The sequence below is a fragment of the Pseudarthrobacter sp. NPDC080039 genome (genome assembly GCF_040702335.1).
In the GTDB taxonomy this organism is placed as follows: domain Bacteria; phylum Actinomycetota; class Actinomycetes; order Actinomycetales; family Micrococcaceae; genus Arthrobacter; species Arthrobacter enclensis_A.
In genome coordinates, this window is sequence record NZ_JBFBKY010000004.1 from 104,601 (window position 1) to 123,302 (window position 18,702).

The 18,702-nt window shown below is 67.7% G+C and carries 19 protein-coding genes; 5 read left to right on the top strand and 14 right to left on the bottom strand.

Annotated features, from left to right (window positions below; genetic code table 11):
- Positions 1 to 27 precede the first annotated feature (27 nt).
- Positions 28 to 1,026 carry an aquaporin gene (locus AB0313_RS06335; protein WP_307308711.1) on the bottom strand — a complete coding sequence of 333 codons (999 nt, stop codon included), beginning with the start codon at positions 1,024 to 1,026 and terminating at the stop codon, positions 28 to 30.
- A 171-nt stretch (positions 1,027 to 1,197) separates the two neighbouring features.
- Between AB0313_RS06335 and AB0313_RS06340 the strand changes: the two genes are divergently transcribed.
- The gene (locus AB0313_RS06340) at positions 1,198 to 2,283 is read left to right on the top strand and encodes an ADP-ribosylglycohydrolase family protein (RefSeq protein ID WP_366304372.1); all 1,086 of its coding nucleotides are present in this window, start codon (positions 1,198 to 1,200) and stop codon (positions 2,281 to 2,283) included.
- Here AB0313_RS06340 and AB0313_RS06345 read toward each other — a convergent pair.
- Together AB0313_RS06345 and AB0313_RS06350 are read right to left on the bottom strand one after the other, a co-directional pair.
- Positions 2,264 to 2,743, bottom strand: a complete 480-nt coding sequence (locus AB0313_RS06345; RefSeq protein WP_141942030.1) for a DUF4395 domain-containing protein — start codon at positions 2,741 to 2,743, stop codon at positions 2,264 to 2,266. The genes AB0313_RS06340 and AB0313_RS06345 overlap by 20 nt on opposite strands.
- Before the next feature lie 81 nt (positions 2,744 to 2,824).
- Positions 2,825 to 3,886, bottom strand: coding sequence for an exonuclease domain-containing protein (locus AB0313_RS06350; RefSeq protein ID WP_307308706.1), 1,062 nt, complete (start codon positions 3,884 to 3,886; stop codon positions 2,825 to 2,827).
- An 82-nt stretch (positions 3,887 to 3,968) separates the two neighbouring features.
- Here AB0313_RS06350 and AB0313_RS06355 point away from each other — a divergent pair, with 82 nt between their 5' ends.
- Positions 3,969 to 4,760, top strand: a complete 792-nt coding sequence (locus AB0313_RS06355) for a VTT domain-containing protein (protein ID WP_366304374.1) — start codon at positions 3,969 to 3,971, stop codon at positions 4,758 to 4,760.
- 88 nt (positions 4,761 to 4,848) lie between these two features.
- Here the strand turns inward: AB0313_RS06355 and rdgB are convergent, their stop codons facing one another.
- From rdgB to clpS, 6 genes are all read right to left on the bottom strand, one after another.
- Entirely contained in the window at positions 4,849 to 5,496 is a 648-nt protein-coding gene (gene rdgB / locus AB0313_RS06360) for an RdgB/HAM1 family non-canonical purine NTP pyrophosphatase (RefSeq protein ID WP_141942032.1), read from the bottom strand.
- On the bottom strand, positions 5,493 to 6,251 hold the full coding sequence (gene rph / locus AB0313_RS06365) for a ribonuclease PH (protein ID WP_141942034.1): 759 nt from the start codon (positions 6,249 to 6,251) through the stop codon (positions 5,493 to 5,495). Before rph ends, rdgB begins: the two co-directional genes overlap by 4 nt.
- A gap of 91 nt (positions 6,252 to 6,342) precedes the next feature.
- The gene (locus AB0313_RS06370; RefSeq protein ID WP_141942036.1) at positions 6,343 to 7,140 is read right to left on the bottom strand and encodes an MBL fold metallo-hydrolase; all 798 of its coding nucleotides are present in this window, start codon (positions 7,138 to 7,140) and stop codon (positions 6,343 to 6,345) included.
- Positions 7,137 to 8,207, bottom strand: a complete 1,071-nt coding sequence (gene murI / locus AB0313_RS06375) for a glutamate racemase (RefSeq protein WP_366304597.1) — start codon at positions 8,205 to 8,207, stop codon at positions 7,137 to 7,139. Before murI ends, AB0313_RS06370 begins: the two co-directional genes overlap by 4 nt.
- A gap of 66 nt (positions 8,208 to 8,273) precedes the next feature.
- On the bottom strand, positions 8,274 to 8,840 hold the full coding sequence (locus tag AB0313_RS06380) for a DUF2017 domain-containing protein (RefSeq protein ID WP_366304377.1): 567 nt from the start codon (positions 8,838 to 8,840) through the stop codon (positions 8,274 to 8,276).
- The gene (gene clpS / locus AB0313_RS06385; protein ID WP_141942039.1) at positions 8,833 to 9,216 is read right to left on the bottom strand and encodes an ATP-dependent Clp protease adapter ClpS; all 384 of its coding nucleotides are present in this window, start codon (positions 9,214 to 9,216) and stop codon (positions 8,833 to 8,835) included. The genes AB0313_RS06380 and clpS overlap by 8 nt, the downstream gene beginning before the upstream one ends.
- Positions 9,217 to 9,430: 214 nt before the next feature.
- On the opposite strand from clpS, the gene AB0313_RS06390 reads away from it, so the two are divergent.
- Positions 9,431 to 10,759 carry a nicotinate phosphoribosyltransferase gene (locus AB0313_RS06390; protein ID WP_366304379.1) on the top strand — a complete coding sequence of 443 codons (1,329 nt, stop codon included), beginning with the start codon at positions 9,431 to 9,433 and terminating at the stop codon, positions 10,757 to 10,759.
- The gene (locus AB0313_RS06395; protein WP_366304381.1) at positions 10,759 to 11,388 is read left to right on the top strand and encodes an isochorismatase family protein; all 630 of its coding nucleotides are present in this window, start codon (positions 10,759 to 10,761) and stop codon (positions 11,386 to 11,388) included. Before AB0313_RS06390 ends, AB0313_RS06395 begins: the two co-directional genes overlap by 1 nt.
- Before the next feature lie 4 nt (positions 11,389 to 11,392).
- Here AB0313_RS06395 and AB0313_RS06400 read toward each other — a convergent pair whose 3' ends face one another.
- From AB0313_RS06400 to AB0313_RS06420, 5 genes are all read right to left on the bottom strand, one after another.
- A complete protein-coding gene (locus AB0313_RS06400) occupies positions 11,393 to 13,174 on the bottom strand; it encodes a DEAD/DEAH box helicase (protein WP_366304383.1) in 1,782 nt (593 codons plus the stop codon).
- Positions 13,174 to 13,512: a DUF3039 domain-containing protein gene (locus AB0313_RS06405; RefSeq protein WP_141942047.1), complete on the bottom strand. Its 339-nt coding sequence runs from the start codon at positions 13,510 to 13,512 to the stop codon at positions 13,174 to 13,176. Before AB0313_RS06405 ends, AB0313_RS06400 begins: the two co-directional genes overlap by 1 nt.
- Before the next feature lie 109 nt (positions 13,513 to 13,621).
- On the bottom strand, positions 13,622 to 14,401 hold the full coding sequence (gene nagB, locus AB0313_RS06410; RefSeq protein ID WP_366304386.1) for a glucosamine-6-phosphate deaminase: 780 nt from the start codon (positions 14,399 to 14,401) through the stop codon (positions 13,622 to 13,624).
- A gap of 21 nt (positions 14,402 to 14,422) precedes the next feature.
- Positions 14,423 to 15,994: a transporter gene (locus tag AB0313_RS06415; protein WP_366304387.1), complete on the bottom strand. Its 1,572-nt coding sequence runs from the start codon at positions 15,992 to 15,994 to the stop codon at positions 14,423 to 14,425.
- A complete protein-coding gene (locus tag AB0313_RS06420; protein WP_366304389.1) occupies positions 15,976 to 16,770 on the bottom strand; it encodes an ABC transporter ATP-binding protein in 795 nt (264 codons plus the stop codon). Before AB0313_RS06420 ends, AB0313_RS06415 begins: the two co-directional genes overlap by 19 nt.
- A 51-nt stretch (positions 16,771 to 16,821) precedes the next feature.
- Between AB0313_RS06420 and AB0313_RS06425 the strand changes: the two genes are divergently transcribed.
- Positions 16,822 to 18,696 (top strand): Na+/H+ antiporter, encoded by a 1,875-nt coding sequence (locus tag AB0313_RS06425; protein WP_366304391.1) that lies wholly within the window; start codon positions 16,822 to 16,824, stop codon positions 18,694 to 18,696.
- Positions 18,697 to 18,702: the final 6 nt, after the last annotated feature.

The following is an 18,702-nucleotide window of genomic DNA, read 5'->3' on the forward strand; positions in this document are numbered from 1 at the left end:
TGCGGAAAACCGCCGCGGCCTGGGCCGTCAGGATCGTTTGCGGTCGAAGAATTCCTGGGCCTCGCTGACGCCGCGGGACTTCTCCTGCTTGGCTGCCACAACCGGCACAACCCCGTCCGGACCGGCAGCAACCGCGCCACTGCCGTCCATTTCCCTAGTGACGTGGCCGTTGGCGCCGTCCGCCACCCCGCCGTCAGCGTCAATGTCATCCCCGGCCGCTTCGTCGCTGGTGGATTCTTCCCCGTCGGACGCCTGGCCCGTGACGGGCGCAGGGGATTCAGCCACGGCTGGAATCCTGAACACCAGCCCCGCAATGGCTCCGCCGGCCAGCGGCGCCACCAGGAAAACCCACAGCTGCTCCACGGCCCAGCCGGAACTGAAGATGGCGGAGGCCACGGCCCGGGCGGGGTTGAACGGCAGGTTCCCCACCGACTGGCCCACCTGCAGCAGCGCCGCGAAGGACAGGCCGACCGCCACGGGCGCCACAGTACGGCTGTCACCTCCGCGGCCACCGGCGCCCAGGAAGACTGCCACGATGATCGCGGCCCCCAGCAGTTCCAGCAGAACGACGGCGGCAACGGGCGCCTGGATGAGGGAATGCTCCCCAAATCCCGCGGCCACGGTATCAAAGGCAGTGCGGCTGTCCGTGATGCCGGGCAGGGTGCGCAGGATCCCGAACAGGGCAAGGGCCCCCACCAGCGCACCCACCACCTGGGCGGCGGCGTATGCTGCCGCTGCGCCTGCGCGGATCCGTCCGGCCAGGAGGTGCCCGAGGGTGATGGCCGGATTGAAGTGGCCACCGGAAATGTGCCCGAAGGCGAGCATTGCCGCGGTGATGGCCAGCCCCGCAGCGAGGGCCGCGGGAACAGGGCTGGACTGCGGAATGCTGAACAGCGGCACGCCCAATCCGGCAACCGCCAGGAAAAGGCTGCCGAAGGCCTCGGCCACGAGTCGGGGCATGAGGGCGGGGGCAGGAGCTGTGCCGCCGGGCTGCAGTGTGTCGCGTTCGGAGACAGGGGTGCTCATGTTCAAACCTTTACGTGTGGGAAGCAGGTGGCCGCCGGTATACCGGCCAGGGCAACCCGGACAGTATCCCAGCCCAGGCTGTGCGTTTGCTGGAGGGCACCCGGCCACCGCTCCTCCCCGTCCAAGCGAGGCCCTGCGCGGCTGCCGTGCGCCGGACGGTAAATTTACCCCATGAGCATTGACCACGGCATATCTGCGCCCGCCCTCAAATCCCGGATTCACGGCTGCCTGCTGGGCGGCGCGCTGGGAGATGCACTGGGTTACGCCGTGGAGTTCGACTCAATCGACGACATCCGCCAGCGTTTCGGGCCGCAGGGCCTGACCGGACTTGAACAGCTTTCCGGCCCGCGCCACTTTTCGGACGATACTCAGCTGACCCTATACACGGTCGACGGACTGGTGGAGGCACTGGAGTGGGCCAACGCCGGAGTGGGGGCGGACGTCAACGCCTGCCTTTGGCTGGCCTACCTGCGGTGGCTGGCAACCCAGGGTGAAGACGCCGGGGCCTCAGTGCCCGTACCCCAGCCACGCTGGATCGACGGAAACGAGGTCCTCCGGCAGCGGCGGCATCCGGAAAAGGACTGCATCAGCGGGCTGGCCACCGGCGAGATGGGAACATCTGCGCGTCCCGTCAACCCCGCGGCAAAAGGCCCCGGGACAGTGATGCGCTCCGCACCGTTCGGGCTGGTTCCACACATCGCGCCCGACGCCGTCTACAAGCTGAGTGCCGACGCCGCCGCGCTGACCCACGGGCATCCGGCCGCGCACCAAAGTGCCGGGATCTTCAGCCTGCTGATCCACCGGTTGGTCTCCGGCGACGGACTGCGGGACGCCGCTGCCGCGGTCTGCGCGCACGCCGCCGCCCTTCCGGCCGTGGCCCCCGAGCTGCCCGGACGGCTGGAGGCCGCCCTCAGCCTCGCGGAGAAGGGCGTTGTTGCCCCAGGGGACCTGGTCCAGGTGCTGGGCGGAGGCTGGTTGGCGGAGGAGGCTCTCGCCGTCGCCCTCTATGCCGTCCTTGCCACTCTTCCCGCCGACGATGCCGGGACCCGGCCGGAATGGCATTTCCGGAACGCCCTGGCGGCGGCGGTGAACCACAGCGGCGGCAGCGACACGGCGGCCTCCCTGGCAGGAAACATTCTTGGCGCCCTGTACGGGGAGGACTGCCTGCCCGCGCTGTGGCTCGATGTGCTGGAAGCACCGGAGGTGATCCGCGGCATGGCGGATCAATTGGTAAAGGTTACGACCGGCGAAGGCTGATGTTGTTGCAGGCCTCGCAGACGTCCTCGGGGATCACCCCGCGGCGCTGCAGGAACCCGAAAATCGTGCAGCCGAGGCAGAACCCGGCGAAAGCCTCCAGCGACGCCGCGATGACCAGGACGCCCAGGAGCGCCCAGGCCGCCGGAGCCGCACCGGCAGTGAACAGGAGAAGGGCTGCCGTGGAGACCGCAGCGCCGATGCCCTGGGCGAAGCGCTTGGGCGGACCGGCCACCAGCTTGGCCTTCCCCAGCCGCGGCGTGATCACTTTGACCGAGAGCAGGGCCAGGGGCGAGATACGCGGGCCGAAGAGGAGCCGCAGCCAGAACCCGGCGGCGATGGCCAGCAGTCCCCACCCTGAACCTGCAATGGCGGTGACGACGGCGAGCAGCACCACGAGCGCTGCGGTGACGCGGGCAGCGTATTCATTGACGGGATTGGGGAACGCGAAAACGGAGGACATGACGCAAGGCTAGGAGCGCGGCGCCCGGGAGCCAAGCTTTGTTGCGCCGCATGACTGTATGCACGCCCAGCGCGGGACGGCTCAAGCGCTGACGGGAGGCGCCAGGACGCCGTTCCAGGGTGCGCCGGCATCGGCCGTCGGAGCCTGCGGAACATCCCCGCCCACCATCTGCAGGAACTCACCCTCGGAGAGTACCTCGATGGCCTGTCCCCGCTCATGGAGTTCCAGGACGCGGCGCGCCTTGCCGGTGAGCCTTCCCGAGCGCAGGTCGGAGGCTACGAACCCGTCCCCCACCACAAGGACGGTGGTACGGCCAGTAACCCGGCTTTCCGTCCGCGCGCCGCACCGGGCGGACCGCAGCTTCGCCTCGGGGCGGGCAATGGACAGTTGCCCCGTGAACACCACCGTCTGCGCGTACAGGGGGTGGCTGGGCTCGGCATCCATGTTGGGCTCCGGGTTCAGCCCTTCCTCAGGCCAGCCGGACTGGAACCGGCGGACCAGCTCAGCTCCGTTGCCGGACCCGCCTGACATGGCAGCCAGGCTGGGCTTGGACAGGTCCCCCGTGGCCGGGTCGAAGGCCGGCTGGCGCGGGATGGCAAGACCCAGCGAAAGATAGAGCTCTGCAATGCTGTTGGCACCGTTGCGGGCGGCGATATCGATGAGGATGCCGGCGCACGCACGCGCATCTTCGGCGGCATCATGGTGGTTGACCAGCGGCACGCCGGCTTCCTCGGCCGCGAACGGAAGCGAGTTGGAGACCAGCGAGTAGCAGCGCCTCGACAGCATGACCGTGCAGACGTAATCGTAGGCCGGACCGGGGAGGCCGGACACTTCAAGTGCGGAGCGGATCACGCCCAGGTCGAAGGCGGCATTGTGGGCCACCAGGACGTCCTCTCCAATGAAGGCACCGATTTCCGGAAACAGATCGCCGAACCTCGGCTGCCCTGCAACGTCGTCCGGGGTAATCCGGTGGATCCGCACATTGTGGTGGTCGAAGTGGTCGTAGTTGGCCGGCGGGCGCATCAGCCAGGAGGCTTCCGCCACGATTTTCCCGTTCCTCACCTTCGTCAGCCCCACGGAGCAGGGGGAGCCGCGGAAGCCGTTGGCTGTCTCAAAGTCGATCGCCGTAAAGTCCAAACCCACGGCCCCTACCTTACCGCCGCCACCGCCCCAACCCGGGAGGCACAGGCCCGTCAAGTACCCTTGAGGGGTGAACTTTCCTGTGATGAATGACCTCGCTGTGTCCATGCTGGCCGGTGCGGGGCCGGTCCAGCCAAGAATGGCTTCCTTCCTGCCCGATTGGCTGAACCCCCAGGTCTTCCTGGCCGATCCGGCGCTCGCCCCCTGGGTGGTCCTGCTGGTGTGCGGAATCATCTTCGCCGAGACAGGCCTGCTGGTGGGGTTCTTCCTGCCGGGCGACTCCATGCTGTTCACCGCAGGCCTGCTGGTGGCCACTGACACCATCAAGTTCAACATCTGGCTCCTGGCACTGCTGGTTGCGGTCTCCGCCATCATCGGCAACCAGGCCGGCTACCTCATCGGATCCAAGGCGGGGCCGGCGATCTTCAACAGACCCAACTCAAAGCTGTTCAAGCGGGAGAACGTTGAAAATGCCCACGCCTTCTTCGAGAAGCACGGCGGCAAGGCCCTGATTCTGGCCCGCTTCGTACCCATCATCCGCACCTTTGTGCCCGTGATCGTCGGCGTCGCGCAGATGAGCAAGCGGAAGTTCTTCATCTACAACGTCATCGGCGCGCTGCTGTGGGGTGCCGGCGTGACCCTCCTCGGCTACCTGCTCGGCGACAAGGTTCCCTGGGTCCGCGACAACCTTGACATCATTTTCATCGCCATCGTGCTGCTCTCCGTGATCCCCATCGGCATCGAACTCCTGCGCGGCCTGTCCGCCCGGCGCCAGGCACAAACCTTCGGCACCGATACCGTCGATGAGTTCATCGAGGAACACGAGCCGGAAGAGGAGCAGAAGACGCACCGCAACCTGCACGGCCGCCCGGAGTAGCGCTTCCCCCCGGGCACACCGCCAAAGAAGGTGCGCACCCCGCTGGATGTTTCCAGCCGGGTGCGCACCTTTTTTGCGGCACCTGTGCCTAGCCTGCAGCCTCCAGGGCTGCCACGATGGAGGGCAGGAGCGCCCGGAAAGCCTTGCCCCGGTGGCTGATGGCATTCTTTTCCTCGGCGGACAGTTCGGCGCAGCTTCGGTCCTCGCCCGAAGGCTGCAGGACCGGATCGTAGCCAAAGCCCCCTGCGCCCCGCGGTTCGCGGAGGAGGATGCCTTCCAGCTGCCCGTACTCCACAACCTCGCGTCCCTGGCCCTCCGCGTCCGCCGGCGTGGCCAGGGCCGCGGCGCAGACGAACGCCGCACCCCGGTGCTCATCCGGGACGTCGGACAGCTGGTTCAGCAGGAGCTCGAGATTGGCAGCATCATCACCGTGCCGCCCCGCCCACCGCGCCGAGAAGATCCCGGGAGCGCCGCCCATGACATCCACGGCCAGCCCTGAGTCGTCCGCGATTGCCACCAGGCCCGTAGCGCCGGCCACTGCCCGCGCCTTCAGCAGGGAATTCTCGGCGAAGGTGACGCCGGTCTCCAGGACGTCCGGCGCACCCGCCGCAGCCGCGTCCACCACCTGGGTGTCGACGTCAAGCCCTGGTACCTGCCCGCGCAGCAGTTCACGGAGCTCGCGAAGTTTGCCCTTGTTGTGGGTGGCGAGCACCAGGCGGGGACCAGCACTGCTCACAGCGTGTCCGCCAGGGTCTCGCGCTGGATGGCGGCGAGCTGGGCGGTGCCCAGCAGTGCCAGGTCCAGGAGTTGGTTCAGCTCATCCCGGTCGAACGGTGCGCCCTCGGCGGTACCCTGCACCTCCACGAACTTCCCGGCCCCCGTGACCACCACGTTCATGTCGGTTTCGGCCCGGACGTCCTCGACGTAGGGCAGGTCGAGCATGGGAACGCCGTCGATGATGCCCACGGATACCGCGGCGATGGTGTCCAGCAGAGGCTGGGCGTTCCTGGCGATGAGCTTGTTGTCGCGGGCGAACCGGATGGAGTCCGCCAGCGCCACGTAGGCGCCGGTGATGGCCGCGGTCCGCGTACCGCCGTCGGCCTGGAGGACGTCGCAGTCCAGCACGATGGTGTTTTCGCCCAGGGCCTTGGTGTCAATGATGGAACGCAGGGAGCGTCCGATCAGCCGCGAGATCTCGTGGGTGCGGCCGCCGATCTTCCCCTTGACGGACTCCCGGTCGGACCTGGTGTTGGTAGCGCGGGGCAGCATGGCGTACTCCGCCGTGACCCAGCCGCGGCCCTCACCCTTGAGCCAGCGCGGGACGCCGGCGGTCAGCGAGGCCGTGCACAGCACCCTGGTGTTGCCGAACTCGATCAGTGCCGACCCCTCAGCCTGGTTGGACCATCCGCGGGTGATGCTGATGGGCCGGAGCTGGTCGGGGGCACGGCCGTCGGCGCGCACAATGGGCACTGCTGTTGCTTCAGATGTCATGCCTTTAGCTTATCCAGTGCCAATGCCGCGGGTGCCCGCCACGGGATTCAGCGGCACAGCCGGGAGCAGCCGGGCCCGGGTCCGGATCCGGCTAGATGGTGTAGTGCACCCCCGCCACGGCAACGGCGACGTCACCCGGGAACACCGGCCGCGCTTCGGCCATGACGGTGGTCTGGGACGTCCACACCGGGATGTGGGTCAGCAGGAGCCGCCGGGCATTGGCTGCGGCCGCGGCCTCCCCCGCCCGCTTGCCGGTCAGGTGGACGTCGTTGATGCCGTCGTCGCGGCCTTCCTCGAAGGCAGCCTCGCACAGGAACAGGTCGGCATCCCTGGCTGCTTCCTCAAGCCCGGCGCAGGAATCGGTATCGCCCGAATAGGTGAGGACCCGGGACACGGGGACACCATCCTTGTCCGGCTCCACCACCTCCACCCGCAGGGCGTAGGCCTCCTCGATGGGGTGGTTGACAGCGAACGGGGTGATGGTGAACGGGCCCACGGTCACGGGTTTGCGCTCGGCCCAGTTGGTGAAGTCGAACTCTTCGTGCATCCCGGGGTCCAGGTCCAGGCCGTACGCCGTGGCCATGCGGTCAGCTGTGGCAGCGGGGCCCCAGACGGGAATCCGGCCGCGGCCCCAGCCGCCGGGCTTCCAGCGGATGGCAACATGAAGCCCGCACAAATCCATGCAGTGGTCCGGGTGCAGGTGGGTCAGGAAGATGGCGTCGATGTCTTCCAGGTCCGTATACCGCTGGATGGCTCCGAGGGCACCGCTGCCGAGGTCCATCACCACCTTCCAGGTCCGCTCGCCATCGTTGGCGGTCAGGAGGTAGCACGACGCCGGGGAGCCGGGCCCGGGAAACGAGCCCGTGCATCCCACGATGGTCAGCTTCACCGGGTGGGCCCTCCGCCGCGTCCCGCCTCGGCGAATCCGCCTCCGACGAAGTTGGAGATGCGCGGGCGGTTGCGTGCGCTCTGGGCTGCCGCGATCATTTCGGGGGTGATCCGGGTGAGGCTGCCGGTGGGGTATTGCGCGGCCACATGGTCCACGTGGCGGACGGACAATACTTCCGGACCCAGGAACCGCCGGGCCAGTGCCTCGAATTGTGCGGCGTCGCCGGTGGCCACGAAGTGGTGCTCCGGCGGCGCCTCTGAGGTCCGCTGCAGATTGTGGGTGGCCAGGGCGCGGTACACGTCCTTGGCCGTTTCCTCCGCGCTGGAGACCAGGGTGACATCAGCGCCCATGACATAGGAGATCACGCCGGTCAGCAACGGGTAGTGGGTGCAGCCCAGGACCACGGTGTCCACGGCGGCGGCCTTCAGCGGGGCAAGGTATTCCTCCGCGATGGCCAGCAGCTCCGGCCCCGTAGTGATGCCGGCTTCCACGTAGCTGACGAATTCCGGGCACGCCACCGAAGTGATGTCCAGGTCCGGAGCGGCCGCGAACGTGTCTTCGTACGCACGTGATCCCACCGTTGCCGAGGTTCCGATGACGCCGACTTTCCCGCTGCGGGTTGCTGCGACGGCGCGCCGGACGGCGGGCTGGATGACCTCGATGACCGGGATGCCGTACTTGGCGGTGTAGCGCTCACGGGCGTCCCGCAGGACAGCGGCCGACGCCGAGTTGCAGGCGATGGTGAGCAGCTTGACGCCGGAATCCACGAGTTCGTCCATCACGCCCAGCGCGTTGGCCCGCACCTCCGCAATGGGCAGCGGCCCGTAGGGGCCGTGGGCGGTGTCCCCCACATAGAGAATGGACTCGTTGGGAAGCTGGTCGATGATGGACCTGGCCACGGTGAGCCCGCCAACGCCGGAGTCGAAGACGCCGATGGGCCGGGCTTCCGGGGCTGCGGCAGGAAGGTCGCTTGCGGCAGGCCCCGGCTGTGTTTCCGCCGGCAGTTCCGCGCTCGAGGCTGTTCTCATGATTATTCGAGGATAGGTGGTCCCGGAAGCCTCAGCCATCATCTTGTGTCCGGGAACTCGTGTCTGCTGCGTCACAGCGGACGGCCTCCCCCTGGCCGCCGCAGCTCACCGGCGGGATTCCATGGACTGCAGCATGGCCTGTACCAGGGATTCCTGCAACCAGGTGGTGAAGTTGTAGACGAGCGCCAGGTAGCTCTCAACATCCTCCGCCTGGGACCAGTCCTGCATGCGGTGCACGTGCTCGGCGTCCGCTTCATCCCTGATGTCCAGCCGCTCCGCCAGCACCAGGCGCACATCGTTCAGTGCCATGGACCAGTGCTTTGCCCCTTCGGCCGTCAGCACGATTTCGTCCTTGTCGAGGTCCAGTGCGGCCGCGCGCAGGGCGCCGATCTTTGTTTCCCTGAGCGAGCGTTCGGTGAGCTGGCGGAACTCAAGGGAGGCTTCGCCGTCGTTCTTCACCACGTTGGGCAGCAGTCTCTTGACCGCACGGTCGGTGGGCTCGGCCACGTCCATGTCCAGGCCGATCAGGGCGGCCAACGGGTCCTGCCCCGTGCGGTCCTCGGGCTGGAGCATGGAGATGACGTCATTGATCAGGCTGCGGAGCAGATCGCGTTCGGCCGGTTCGAGGAAACCGGTAATGCCTTTGAGTCCGTACTTGAATGCCTTAGCCACGCTTCCCCTTACCCTGGCCCGGACCGCCGGACTTTCCTGACTTGCCGCCGGGGCCCCCGCTGGCCTTTTCCACAGTGGCCCAGAGTCCAAACCCGTGCATGGCCACCGCGTGGCGCTCCACCTGTTCCTTGCTGCCCGAGGCGACGATGGAGCGGCCCTTCTTATGGACTTCCATCATCAGCTTGTTCGCCTTGGTCTCGGAGTAGCCGAAGTAGCTTTGGAACACATAGCTGACGTAGCTCATGAGATTGACGGGATCGTTCCAGATCACCAGGTTCCAGGGGATGTCCGGAGCGGTCAGGGAGTCGGTGGACTCTGCCGTGCCGGTCCGGACGCCCTCCTGTGTATCAGGGCCGGGCGCAACGCTTATGGTCATCTGTACATTCTATGAGGATGAAGGGCCCCCGCTGGCGAGGGCCCCGCGGCGAAGCGAAGCGAGACGTGGGAGCCGGTGGGTGGGCCCCCGCTGGCGAGGGCCCCGCGGCGAAGCGAAGCGAGACGTGGGAGCCGGTGGGTGGGCCCACGCCGTCGAGGGCCCCGCGGCGAAGCGAAGCGAGACGTGGGAGCCGGTGGGGACTAGAGTGATTTTCGTGAGCACCTCCGCCGGCTGGGACCATCCCCGCACGTCCTTTTACACAGACCACTACGAGCTGACCATGCTGCAGGCGTCCCTCCACTCGGGGGCGGCGCACCGCAGATCTGTGTTCGAGGCTTTCGCACGGCGCCTTCCCGACGGCCGGCGCTACGGGATCGTGGCCGGCACAGGGCGCCTCCTGGAGGGGATTGCAGACTTCCGCTTCGGCGAGGCGGAACTGGAGTTCCTGGAACGTACCAAGGTGGTCAACCGCGAAACCCTGGAGTATCTGGCCAGCTACCGGTTCGCAGGCGACATCTGGGGCTATGCCGAGGGCGAGGCCTACTTCCCCAACTCCCCGATCCTGGTCGTGGAGGGCACGTTCGCCGAAGCCTGCATGCTGGAGACCTACCTGCTGTCCGTGCTTAACCACGACACCGCCATTGCCTCCGCTGCGTCCCGCATGGTCAGCGCTGCCGGCGGCCGGCCCTGCATCGAGATGGGCTCGCGGCGCACCCATGAGGAAGCCGCCACAGCCTCGGCCAGGGCGGCCATCATTGCCGGCTTTGACAGCACTTCGAACCTGGCGGCGGGCATCCGCTACGGCGTGAAGACCGTAGGAACAGCTGCCCACTCCTTCACGCTGCTGCACGACACCGAGCGGGAGGCCTTCGAGGCCCAGATTGCTTCACTGGGTGAGGGCACGTCCCTGCTGGTGGATACGTACGACGTCGAGAAGGCCGTCCGGACGGCCGTTGAGCTGGCAGGGCCCCGGCTTGGCGCCGTCCGGCTGGACTCAGGCGACCTGGTGGCCCAGGCGCAGTGGGTGCGCCGGCTCTTGGACGACCTGGGGAACGAGCACACCAGGATCGTGGTCACCTCCGACCTGGATGAATATGCAATCGCGGCCCTGCAGTCAGCCCCGGTGGACTCCTACGGCGTGGGCACGTCGCTGGTGACAGGCTCCGGTGCGCCCACGGCCAGCATGGTCTACAAGCTGGTCAGCCGGGCGGACAACGACGGCAACTTCGTTCCCGTGGCCAAGGCGGCCAAGAACAAGGTCAGCGTGGGCGGCCGGAAGTATGCGCTGCGGAAACTGGACGAACGCGGCACCGCCACTGCGGAAGTGGTAGGCGTGGGCCACCGGCCGGAGGACGACGGCAACGACCGTCCGCTGCTGCAGCAGTTCATGAAGAACGGCGAGCTGCTGCCCGGCTGGACCGGGCACGAGGGCGTGCTCCGCGCGCGGCAGCGCCATGCGGACTCCATGGCGGAACTGCCGCCCGTGGTTAACCGCCTGCAGCGAGGGGACGCCGCAATCCCTACGATCTACGAGGAGCACTGATGGCCCGCGCATTGATCATCGTGGACGTCCAGAACGATTTCTGCGAGGGCGGCTCGCTCGCCGTTCCCGGCGGGGCGGCCGTGGCCGGCGCCATCAGCGAGTACCTGGACGCCCACCACAACGACTTCGACCACGTGGTAGCGACCCAGGACTGGCACATCGATCCCGGCAGCCACTTCTCCGACACGCCCGATTACAGGGACAGCTGGCCGAGGCACTGCGTGGCCGGCACCCGCGGAGCCGAGCTCCACCCGGACCTGGACACCGAATACATCGACGCGTACTTCCGGAAGGGCCAGTTCGCGGCCTCATACTCAGGCTTCGAAGGCCTGCTGGCCCCCGAAGACGCCGTGCCCACCGGGGAGCGCCAGCCCGGGCTGCCCGGCGGTGCCGGCGCGCCTGAGTCCGACGAGGATGCCATCGGCCTTGACGACTGGCTCCAAAGCCACGACGTGGAGGACGTGGTGGTGGTCGGCATCGCCACCGACTACTGCGTGAAGGCAACCGCCCTCGATGCCGTCCAGGCCGGCTACGGGGTGACCGTGGTCCGCTCGTTGACCGCGGGAATCGCCGGGGACCTGGAAGACACCGTCGCCGAGCTGGAACTCGGCGGGGCGGACGTCGCCTGAGCCGCTACTTGCGGCCCACGAACCAGTCCTGAAGCTTGCGCAGCCGGGACTTCAGCTGCTCCTCGTTGGCCTGTGCCACGGGAGGGCCGCCGCAAACTGTGCGGAGCTTGGTGTGCACCACGCCGTGCGGCGTGCCGGTCCTGGCAGCCCAGGCGGCCACATTCTTGGCCAGCTCATTGCGAAGGTCCATCAGCATCCGGTGGTCCGGAACGGCGGGGACCTGGCTTTCTGCAGCCGCGGGCGCCTTCCGGTTCTTGCGGTTCAGCTGTTCGTGCTGGCGCTGGCGCAGCAGCGTGCCCACCTGCTCGGCATCCAGCAGGCCCGGGATGCCCAGGAAGTCCATTTCGTCGTCGGACCCAACTTCACCGCCGGTGCCGAACTCGCCGCCGTCGAACAGGACCCTGTCAAAGGAAGCCTGCGAATCCAATGCCTCGAACTTGCCCTTGGTGAGGCTGTCCGAGGCTTTGTCCTCCCGGTTGGCCTCCTCCATCAGTGAATCTTCCGGGTTAAAAAGGCCGTCGCCGTCCTCTTTTTCCGGCCGGTCCAGAGCATGGTCCCGCTCCATTTCCATGGAGTTGGCCAGCGCCATCAACTGGGGCACGGAGGGCAGGAAGACCGACGCCGTCTCGCCCCTTTTGCGGGCACGCACAAAGCGTCCCACGGCCTGGGCGAAAAAGAGCGGGGTGGAGGTGGAGGTGGCGTAGACGCCCACGGACAGCCGGGGCACGTCCACGCCCTCGGACACCATGCGGACAGCCACCATCCAGCGCTTGTCGCCGGCGGAAAATTCCTCGATCTTGCTCGACGCCTTGGCGTCATCGGACAGGATGACCGTGGGTGACTCGCCCGTAATCCTCTTCAACTGCCCCGCGTAGGCCCGCGCATCCTCGTGGTCGGTGGCGATCACCAGGCCGCCCGCGTCCGGAACCGTGCGGCGGACCTCGCTGAGCCGTTTGTCGGCACCGGCCAGGACCGCGGGGATCCACTCCCCCGCCGGGTTCAGCGCAGTCCGCCAGGCGTGGCTGGTGATGTCCTTGGTGACAGCGGCTTCGCCCAGGGAGGCGGCCATTTCCTCGCCGGCGCTGGTGCGCCAGCGCATCTGGCCGGAGTAGGCCATGAACATTACGGGCCGCACCACATGGTCGCGGAGGGCGTTGCCGTAGCCGTAGGTGTAGTGGGCCTTGGAACGCCGGATGCCGTCGCGGTCCTCGGCGTACTCCACGAACGGGATGGGTGAGGTGTCTGAACGGAACGGGGTACCGGTGAGGGACAGCCGTCGCACCGCGGGATCGAACGCCTCGCGCAGGCCGTCGCCCCAGGACAGGGCTTCGCCGCCGTGGTGGATCTCGTCCAGGATCACCAGGGTGCGTGCTGCCTCGGTCTTGGCCCGGTGCAGCAGCGGCTTGCTGGCCACCTGGGCGTAGGTGACCGCGACGCCGATGAAACCGCGGCCGTGCTGGCCGTCGGAGTTCTTGAAGTTGGGGTCGATGGCGATTCCCACCTTGGCTGCCGCGTCCGCCCACTGCCGTTTCAGGTGGTCCGTTGGTGCCACGATGGTCACCCGGTTGACGGCACCGGAGTCGATCAGCGTGGACGCGATCCGGAGCGCGAAGGTAGTTTTACCGGCGCCGGGGGTGGCCACCGCGAGGAAGTCGCGGGGGCTGTTCTTCAGGTAGAGGTCAAGGGCTTCCTGCTGCCAGGCACGCAGTTTCGGGGCGGTTCCCCAGGCTGCGCGTTCCGGGTACGCCGGAGGCAGGGTGGGGCCGCCAAAGAGCGTCTCCGTCACTATTTGCTGTTGCCCGAGTCCCCCGGACCCTTCCCGCCGTCGTTGCCCGGCCGGAGGCCTTCATAGACTTCCTTGCATTCGGGGCACACCGGGAACTTCTGGGGATCCCGGCCCGGGGTCCAGACCTTGCCGCACAGGGCAATGACGGGTTCCCCGGTCATCGCGGACTCCATGATCTTTTCCTTGCGCACATAGTGGGCAAAGCGCTCCCGGTCGCCCGGTTCCACCTCCTGGCGCAGTTCCTCGCGCTCAATGGTGGCCGTGGACGTTCCAGCTCCGGAAAGCTCGCGCATCGGGTCGTTTTCGAGAGGGTCCGTCATGCTAGTCATGGCATCCATCTTAGCCGTTCCCCCGGCGGCGCGTCCGACGGCGGCGCGCCCGTTGCCGGAGTACGCCACCGGCCGCCGTCGTACCTTTTTGCCCCGGTGGGGCACGTCCGGAAGGCCGCTACAACCCCTGCCATGCGGGCTTGTTCTCATAGGTATGACGGTAGAAATCGGCCAGTTTCAGGCCTGAGGCGGCAGCCTCGTCCAGCAGGACGGTGGCGTGCGGATGGAACTGCAGCACAGACGCCGGGCAGATCGCAGCCACCGGACCCTCCACGAAATCGCGGACTGCCTGCGCTTTCTGCGCCCCCGTGGCGAGCAGGATCACGTGGCGGGCTTCCATGATGGTGCCCAGGCCCTGGGTAATGACGTGGTGCGGCACCTCGGACAGGCTGTTGAAGAACCTGGCATTGTCCCGGCGTGTCTGTTCCACCAGGCTCTTGATCCGCGTCCGCGAAGCGAAGGACGAGCCCGGTTCATTGAACCCGATGTGCCCGTCAGTGCCCAAGCCCAGCAGTTGCAGGTCAACGCCGCCGGCAGCGGCAATTGCCTGCTCATAGGCTTCGCAGGCAGCGGGGATGTCGTCCGCCCTTCCGTCCGGACCGTGGACGTTCTCCGGTGCAATGTTCACCCGGTTGGTGAACTCCCGGCGGACCACCTCACGGTAGGACTCAGGATGGCCCGCAGGCAGGCCCACGTATTCATCCAGCGCGAATGCCGAGGCCCTGCTGAAATCAAGGCCTTGTTCGTGCCGGGCCGCAAGCTCGTCATAGACGGGAAGCGGTGAGGACCCCGTGGCCAGGCCAAGGACAGCCTCCGGCTTGCGCCGGAGGAGTTGTTCGATGGCGTCGGCCGCGAGTCTTCCAATCTGCCTTCTGCCGCCGAGGATCACGATTTCCATGTTGTCCCTTCCGTGGAGCCGTCAGCGGTTGACGTTTACCTGTGCCAGGAGCTCCGGCCCCCGCGCGTCAAGCCATTTGCCGCCCAGCCGGACACCGGCCAGGAAGAGGGCCAGGCCCAGGACGATGCCCGCGGCAAGGTTGAGCCAGCCGAACAGTACGTTTCCCGTGATGGCGTGTGCCGCCAGCAGCACGGCTTCGGGCAGCACCAGGACCATCAGGACCAGCATTCCCACGAACTGCACGGCCATGGTTTGCCCCACGTTGCCCGGCGGCTTCTTGAAGGGGCTGTCACCCGGCAGCGGGACCGTGACCGTGTACCGGGCCGACACCACCGAGGACAATCCCAGCCCGGTGAAGAGAATCCCCAGGCTCAGCCCCAGTTGTCCGGGCAGCGCGGCCCAGTTCCGGGTGAAGGCTGCATAACCGATGGAGAACACCAGGACCACCGGCAGGGCGAAGGCCATGCATGCCAGCGCCCTGCCCAGCCTGTCGGCCACGCCGCGGACCCCGGTGGCCAAATGCAGCGCAAACGCGGTGTTGTCGTAGGAGACGTCGGCTGAGATGGACCAGGCCAGGATGAAAGCGGACACGGGGGCCAGGAAGGCCAGGCTGCCGTAGCTTCCGGTCTGCGTCCCCTGGAACCCCAGCACCACCGGGAGCAAGGGGATGACCACCAGGGACCCGGAGTAGCGGGGGTCCCGGATCCAGTATGTGAGCGACCTCGCCATTACGGCACCGGCCGGGGTGGCTGGAAGCACGCCGAACAGTCCCAGCCTGCCGCCGCGGCGCTTCCCGGCTCCGGCGTACGGCGGAGTGACCAGCGCCCGCTCAAGCAGCAGTTTCCAGCACCACGCCAGGAGTCCCAGGACCGCCACCGACACCAGCAGCTTCACCGCTGCCTCCGCGGGCCGGCCGGATGCGACGTCGCCGCCGAGTGCCCAGGGCGCCCCCAGCGGCGTCCACGCAAGGGTACGGGCGAACTCCGGCAGGAATCCCGCGGACGCGGAAACGCTGCGGCCAACCCCTGCAACGATGGGCCCCAGCAGGACCAGGGGCACCATGAAGGCAATGGCGCTGATGTCCTTGAAGCGCCGGGAGGCAGCCAGGCTTGCCGTCGCGGTGGTAACCACCTTGGCCAGCACGACGCAGGTCATCACCCCAAGGCAGGCGCCCACCAGGGCGGCGAGCGCCGGAAGCACATCACGGGACCAGGTCACCACGGTGGCCAGGGCAACGAGCGTGGTGGCCACCCCTGGGATTCCGATCAGGCCGCCCAGGGCAAGGCCGGTGAGCATTTGCTTCATGGGGATGGCAAAGGTGCTGAAGCGGGACGGGTCCAGCGTCATGTCCGTGGCGGAGGCCACCACCGGAATCACGCCCCATCCGATCAGCGCGGCGGAACCGCCCAGGATTACAGCTGTATGGGCGGTTTCGGCCCCTGCGTTCCTGAGCAGGACAAGGACGATGATGAGGGTTGACACCACCCCCAGTGCGTACAGCCCGGCGATGGCCATGCCTACCAGCTGCCATGGGCTGCGCCGCAGGCCATTGCGCAGCAGCGCGAGCTTGAGCCTCAGAAGATGCGCAACCATTCCAGCCCCTCCGTGTGGCTGTGGCCGCCGACAAGCTGCACGAACCGCTCTTCCAGGGAGGCCCCGGCCCGGACCTGGTCCACTGTTCCCGCAGCCAGGAGCCGGCCGCGGGCCACCACCGCGGCGTGGTCGCACATGCGCTGCACCAGGTCCATGACGTGGCTGGAGACGATCACTGTTCCGCCGGAGGCGACGTACCGGTCAAGGATGGAGCGGATGTTCGTTGCCGACACGGGGTCCACGGCTTCGAACGGCTCGTCCAGGACCAGGAGCCGTGGGGCGTGGATCAACGCGGAGGCCAGGGCGATCTTCTTGGTCATGCCGGCCGAGTAGTCCACCACCAGCGTTCCCGCATCCTCGGTGAGGTCCATGGCCGCCAGCAACTCCCCCACGCGTGCGGCCACCACGGCCCTGTCCATGCCGCGGAGCAGCCCGGCATAGGTAATCAGCTGCTCACCCGTCAGCCGGTCGAACAGCCGGACGCCGTCGGGCAGGATCCCCATGAGGCGTTTGGCTTGCAGCGGGTGCTGCCACACATCTACGCCGTGCACCACCGCGGTGCCGAAATCCGGACGCAGGAGGCCTGTGGCCATGGACAACGTGGTGGTCTTGCCTGCACCGTTGGGGCCGACGATGCCGAAGAACGACCCGGCCGGCACTTCCAGGCTGATGCCGTCCACGGCGATCTTCCCACCGAACCGCTTGGCCAGCCCACGGAGGGAAAGGGCCGCCATGGGCCCGGAATTCGATGCCTGGTCAGGTATCGGAGCAGTCATGGTGCCAGCCTAGTCCGCGGACCAGCGCCGCGGGGGTGCGAAACTAACGTCATGGACATCGCGTTGGGCCTGCTGGTCATCGTTGCTGTGGTGTGCGCCGGCAGCGCGCTGGGCCGCAAACTCAATATCCCGGTTCCCCTGCTGCTGGTCCTGGCCGGAGTAGCGGGATCGTTCCTGCCGTTCATTCCCTCGGTGGAGCTGAATCCGGAACTGGTCCTGGTCGGTCTCCTGCCTCCGCTGCTTTACGCAGCCGCGTTCCGGACATCGCTGTTCGACTTCAAGGCCAACCGCCGCTCCATTGGGCTGCTGTCCGTGGGGTACGTCATTTTTGGCACCCTGGGCGTGGGCGCGGTGGTCTGGTGGCTGTTCCCCGAGATCCCGCTTGCTGCGGCCATCGCCCTGGGTGCGGTGGTGGCACCGCCGGACGCGGTGGCCGCGACGGCCATCGCACGGAAAGTGGGCATGCCCCGCCGTATCGTCAACATCCTGGAAGGCGAATCGCTGGTCAACGACGCCACCGCGCTTGTATGTCTTCGGGCAGCGGTGGCGGCCATTGCGGGCTCCGTCTCCGTGCTGGATGTTGCCGGCGGCTTCGTGCTGGCGGCCGGCGGCGGCCTGGTGGTGGGTCTCGCGGCCGCGTACGTCCTCACCGAAATCCGCAAGCGGGTCAGCAACGTGGCCATCAACACCTCGACGTCCCTCATGGCGCCTTTCGTTGCCTTCCTCCCCGCCGAGGTGATACACGCATCCGGGGTGCTCGCCGTCGTCGTCACCGGCCTGGTGATGGGCACCAAGGCGCCGTCGATGCCCAACGGCGCTGCCAGGCAAAGCGCACGGAGCAACTGGGACACCGTGCAGTTCCTGCTGGAAAATGCCGTCTTCCTGCTTATTGGCCTGCAGGTACGGACCATCGTGGACAGCGTCCAGGACGATTCCCTGGGCGCCGGGCGGGTTTGGCTTGGCTGCGCCGTCATCCTGGTGGCGGTGCTGCTGCTGCGCCCGGTCTGGGTCTTTCCCGCCACCTACCTGCCCCGCCTGATTCCCGCCGTTCGGCGGGCGGACCCGGCACCGCCCTGGGAGATGCCCGCCATCGTGTCCTGGGCCGGCATGCGCGGCGTGGTCACCCTGGCCGCCGCCCTGACGCTGCCCGGAGACCTGGAGCACCGCAACGTGCTGGTCCTGGCAGCCATGGTGGTGGTCGGCGGCACGCTGGTGCTGCAGGGGTTCACCCTGCCCGCACTCGTCAGGGCCCTGCGGGTGCCGGGACCGGACAGGCGCGAGGACGCGCTGAACCAGGCTTCCCTGATGCAGCGCGCCACCGCAGCAGGGATCGAACGGCTGGAGCAGCTGCGCCGCGAGAGTGATCCGCCGGAGGTGATGGACATGCTCCGGCGGCGGACCCATGAGCGGGGGCTGGCGGCGTGGGAGCGGCTGGGCAGGCCGGCGGCTGAGGCGGCCACCCCCAGCCAGCGCTACGCACAGCTGCGGATGGCCATGCTGGAGGCCGAAAGGGACAAGGTCCTGGAACTCAGGCGGGGCGGGGACTTCGCGCATGAAGTCCTCAGTGAAGTCCTGGAGCGCCTCGATGTCGAAGAGTCGATGCTCGACGCCTCCTTCAACGAGGTCGCCGCTGCCGACGGTGGCGGGGGCGAGGGGTTGTCCCAGCCGGGCGGCGTTTGCGACCACCTGACCGCTGCCATGCCGTCCCCGGTCCCCGGTGACCCGTACTGCGCGGAGTGTGAGCGGGAGGGTACCACTCCGGTTCACCTGCGGATGTGCCTGGCCTGTGGAAACGTGGGGTGCTGCGACTCCTCCGCCGGGCGGCACGCCAGCCGCCATTACAAGGAGACGGGGCACCCTGTCATGCGCAGCGTGGAGCCCGGGGAAGACTGGCGCTGGTGCTACGTGGACGATCTCCTGGGCTGACAGCCG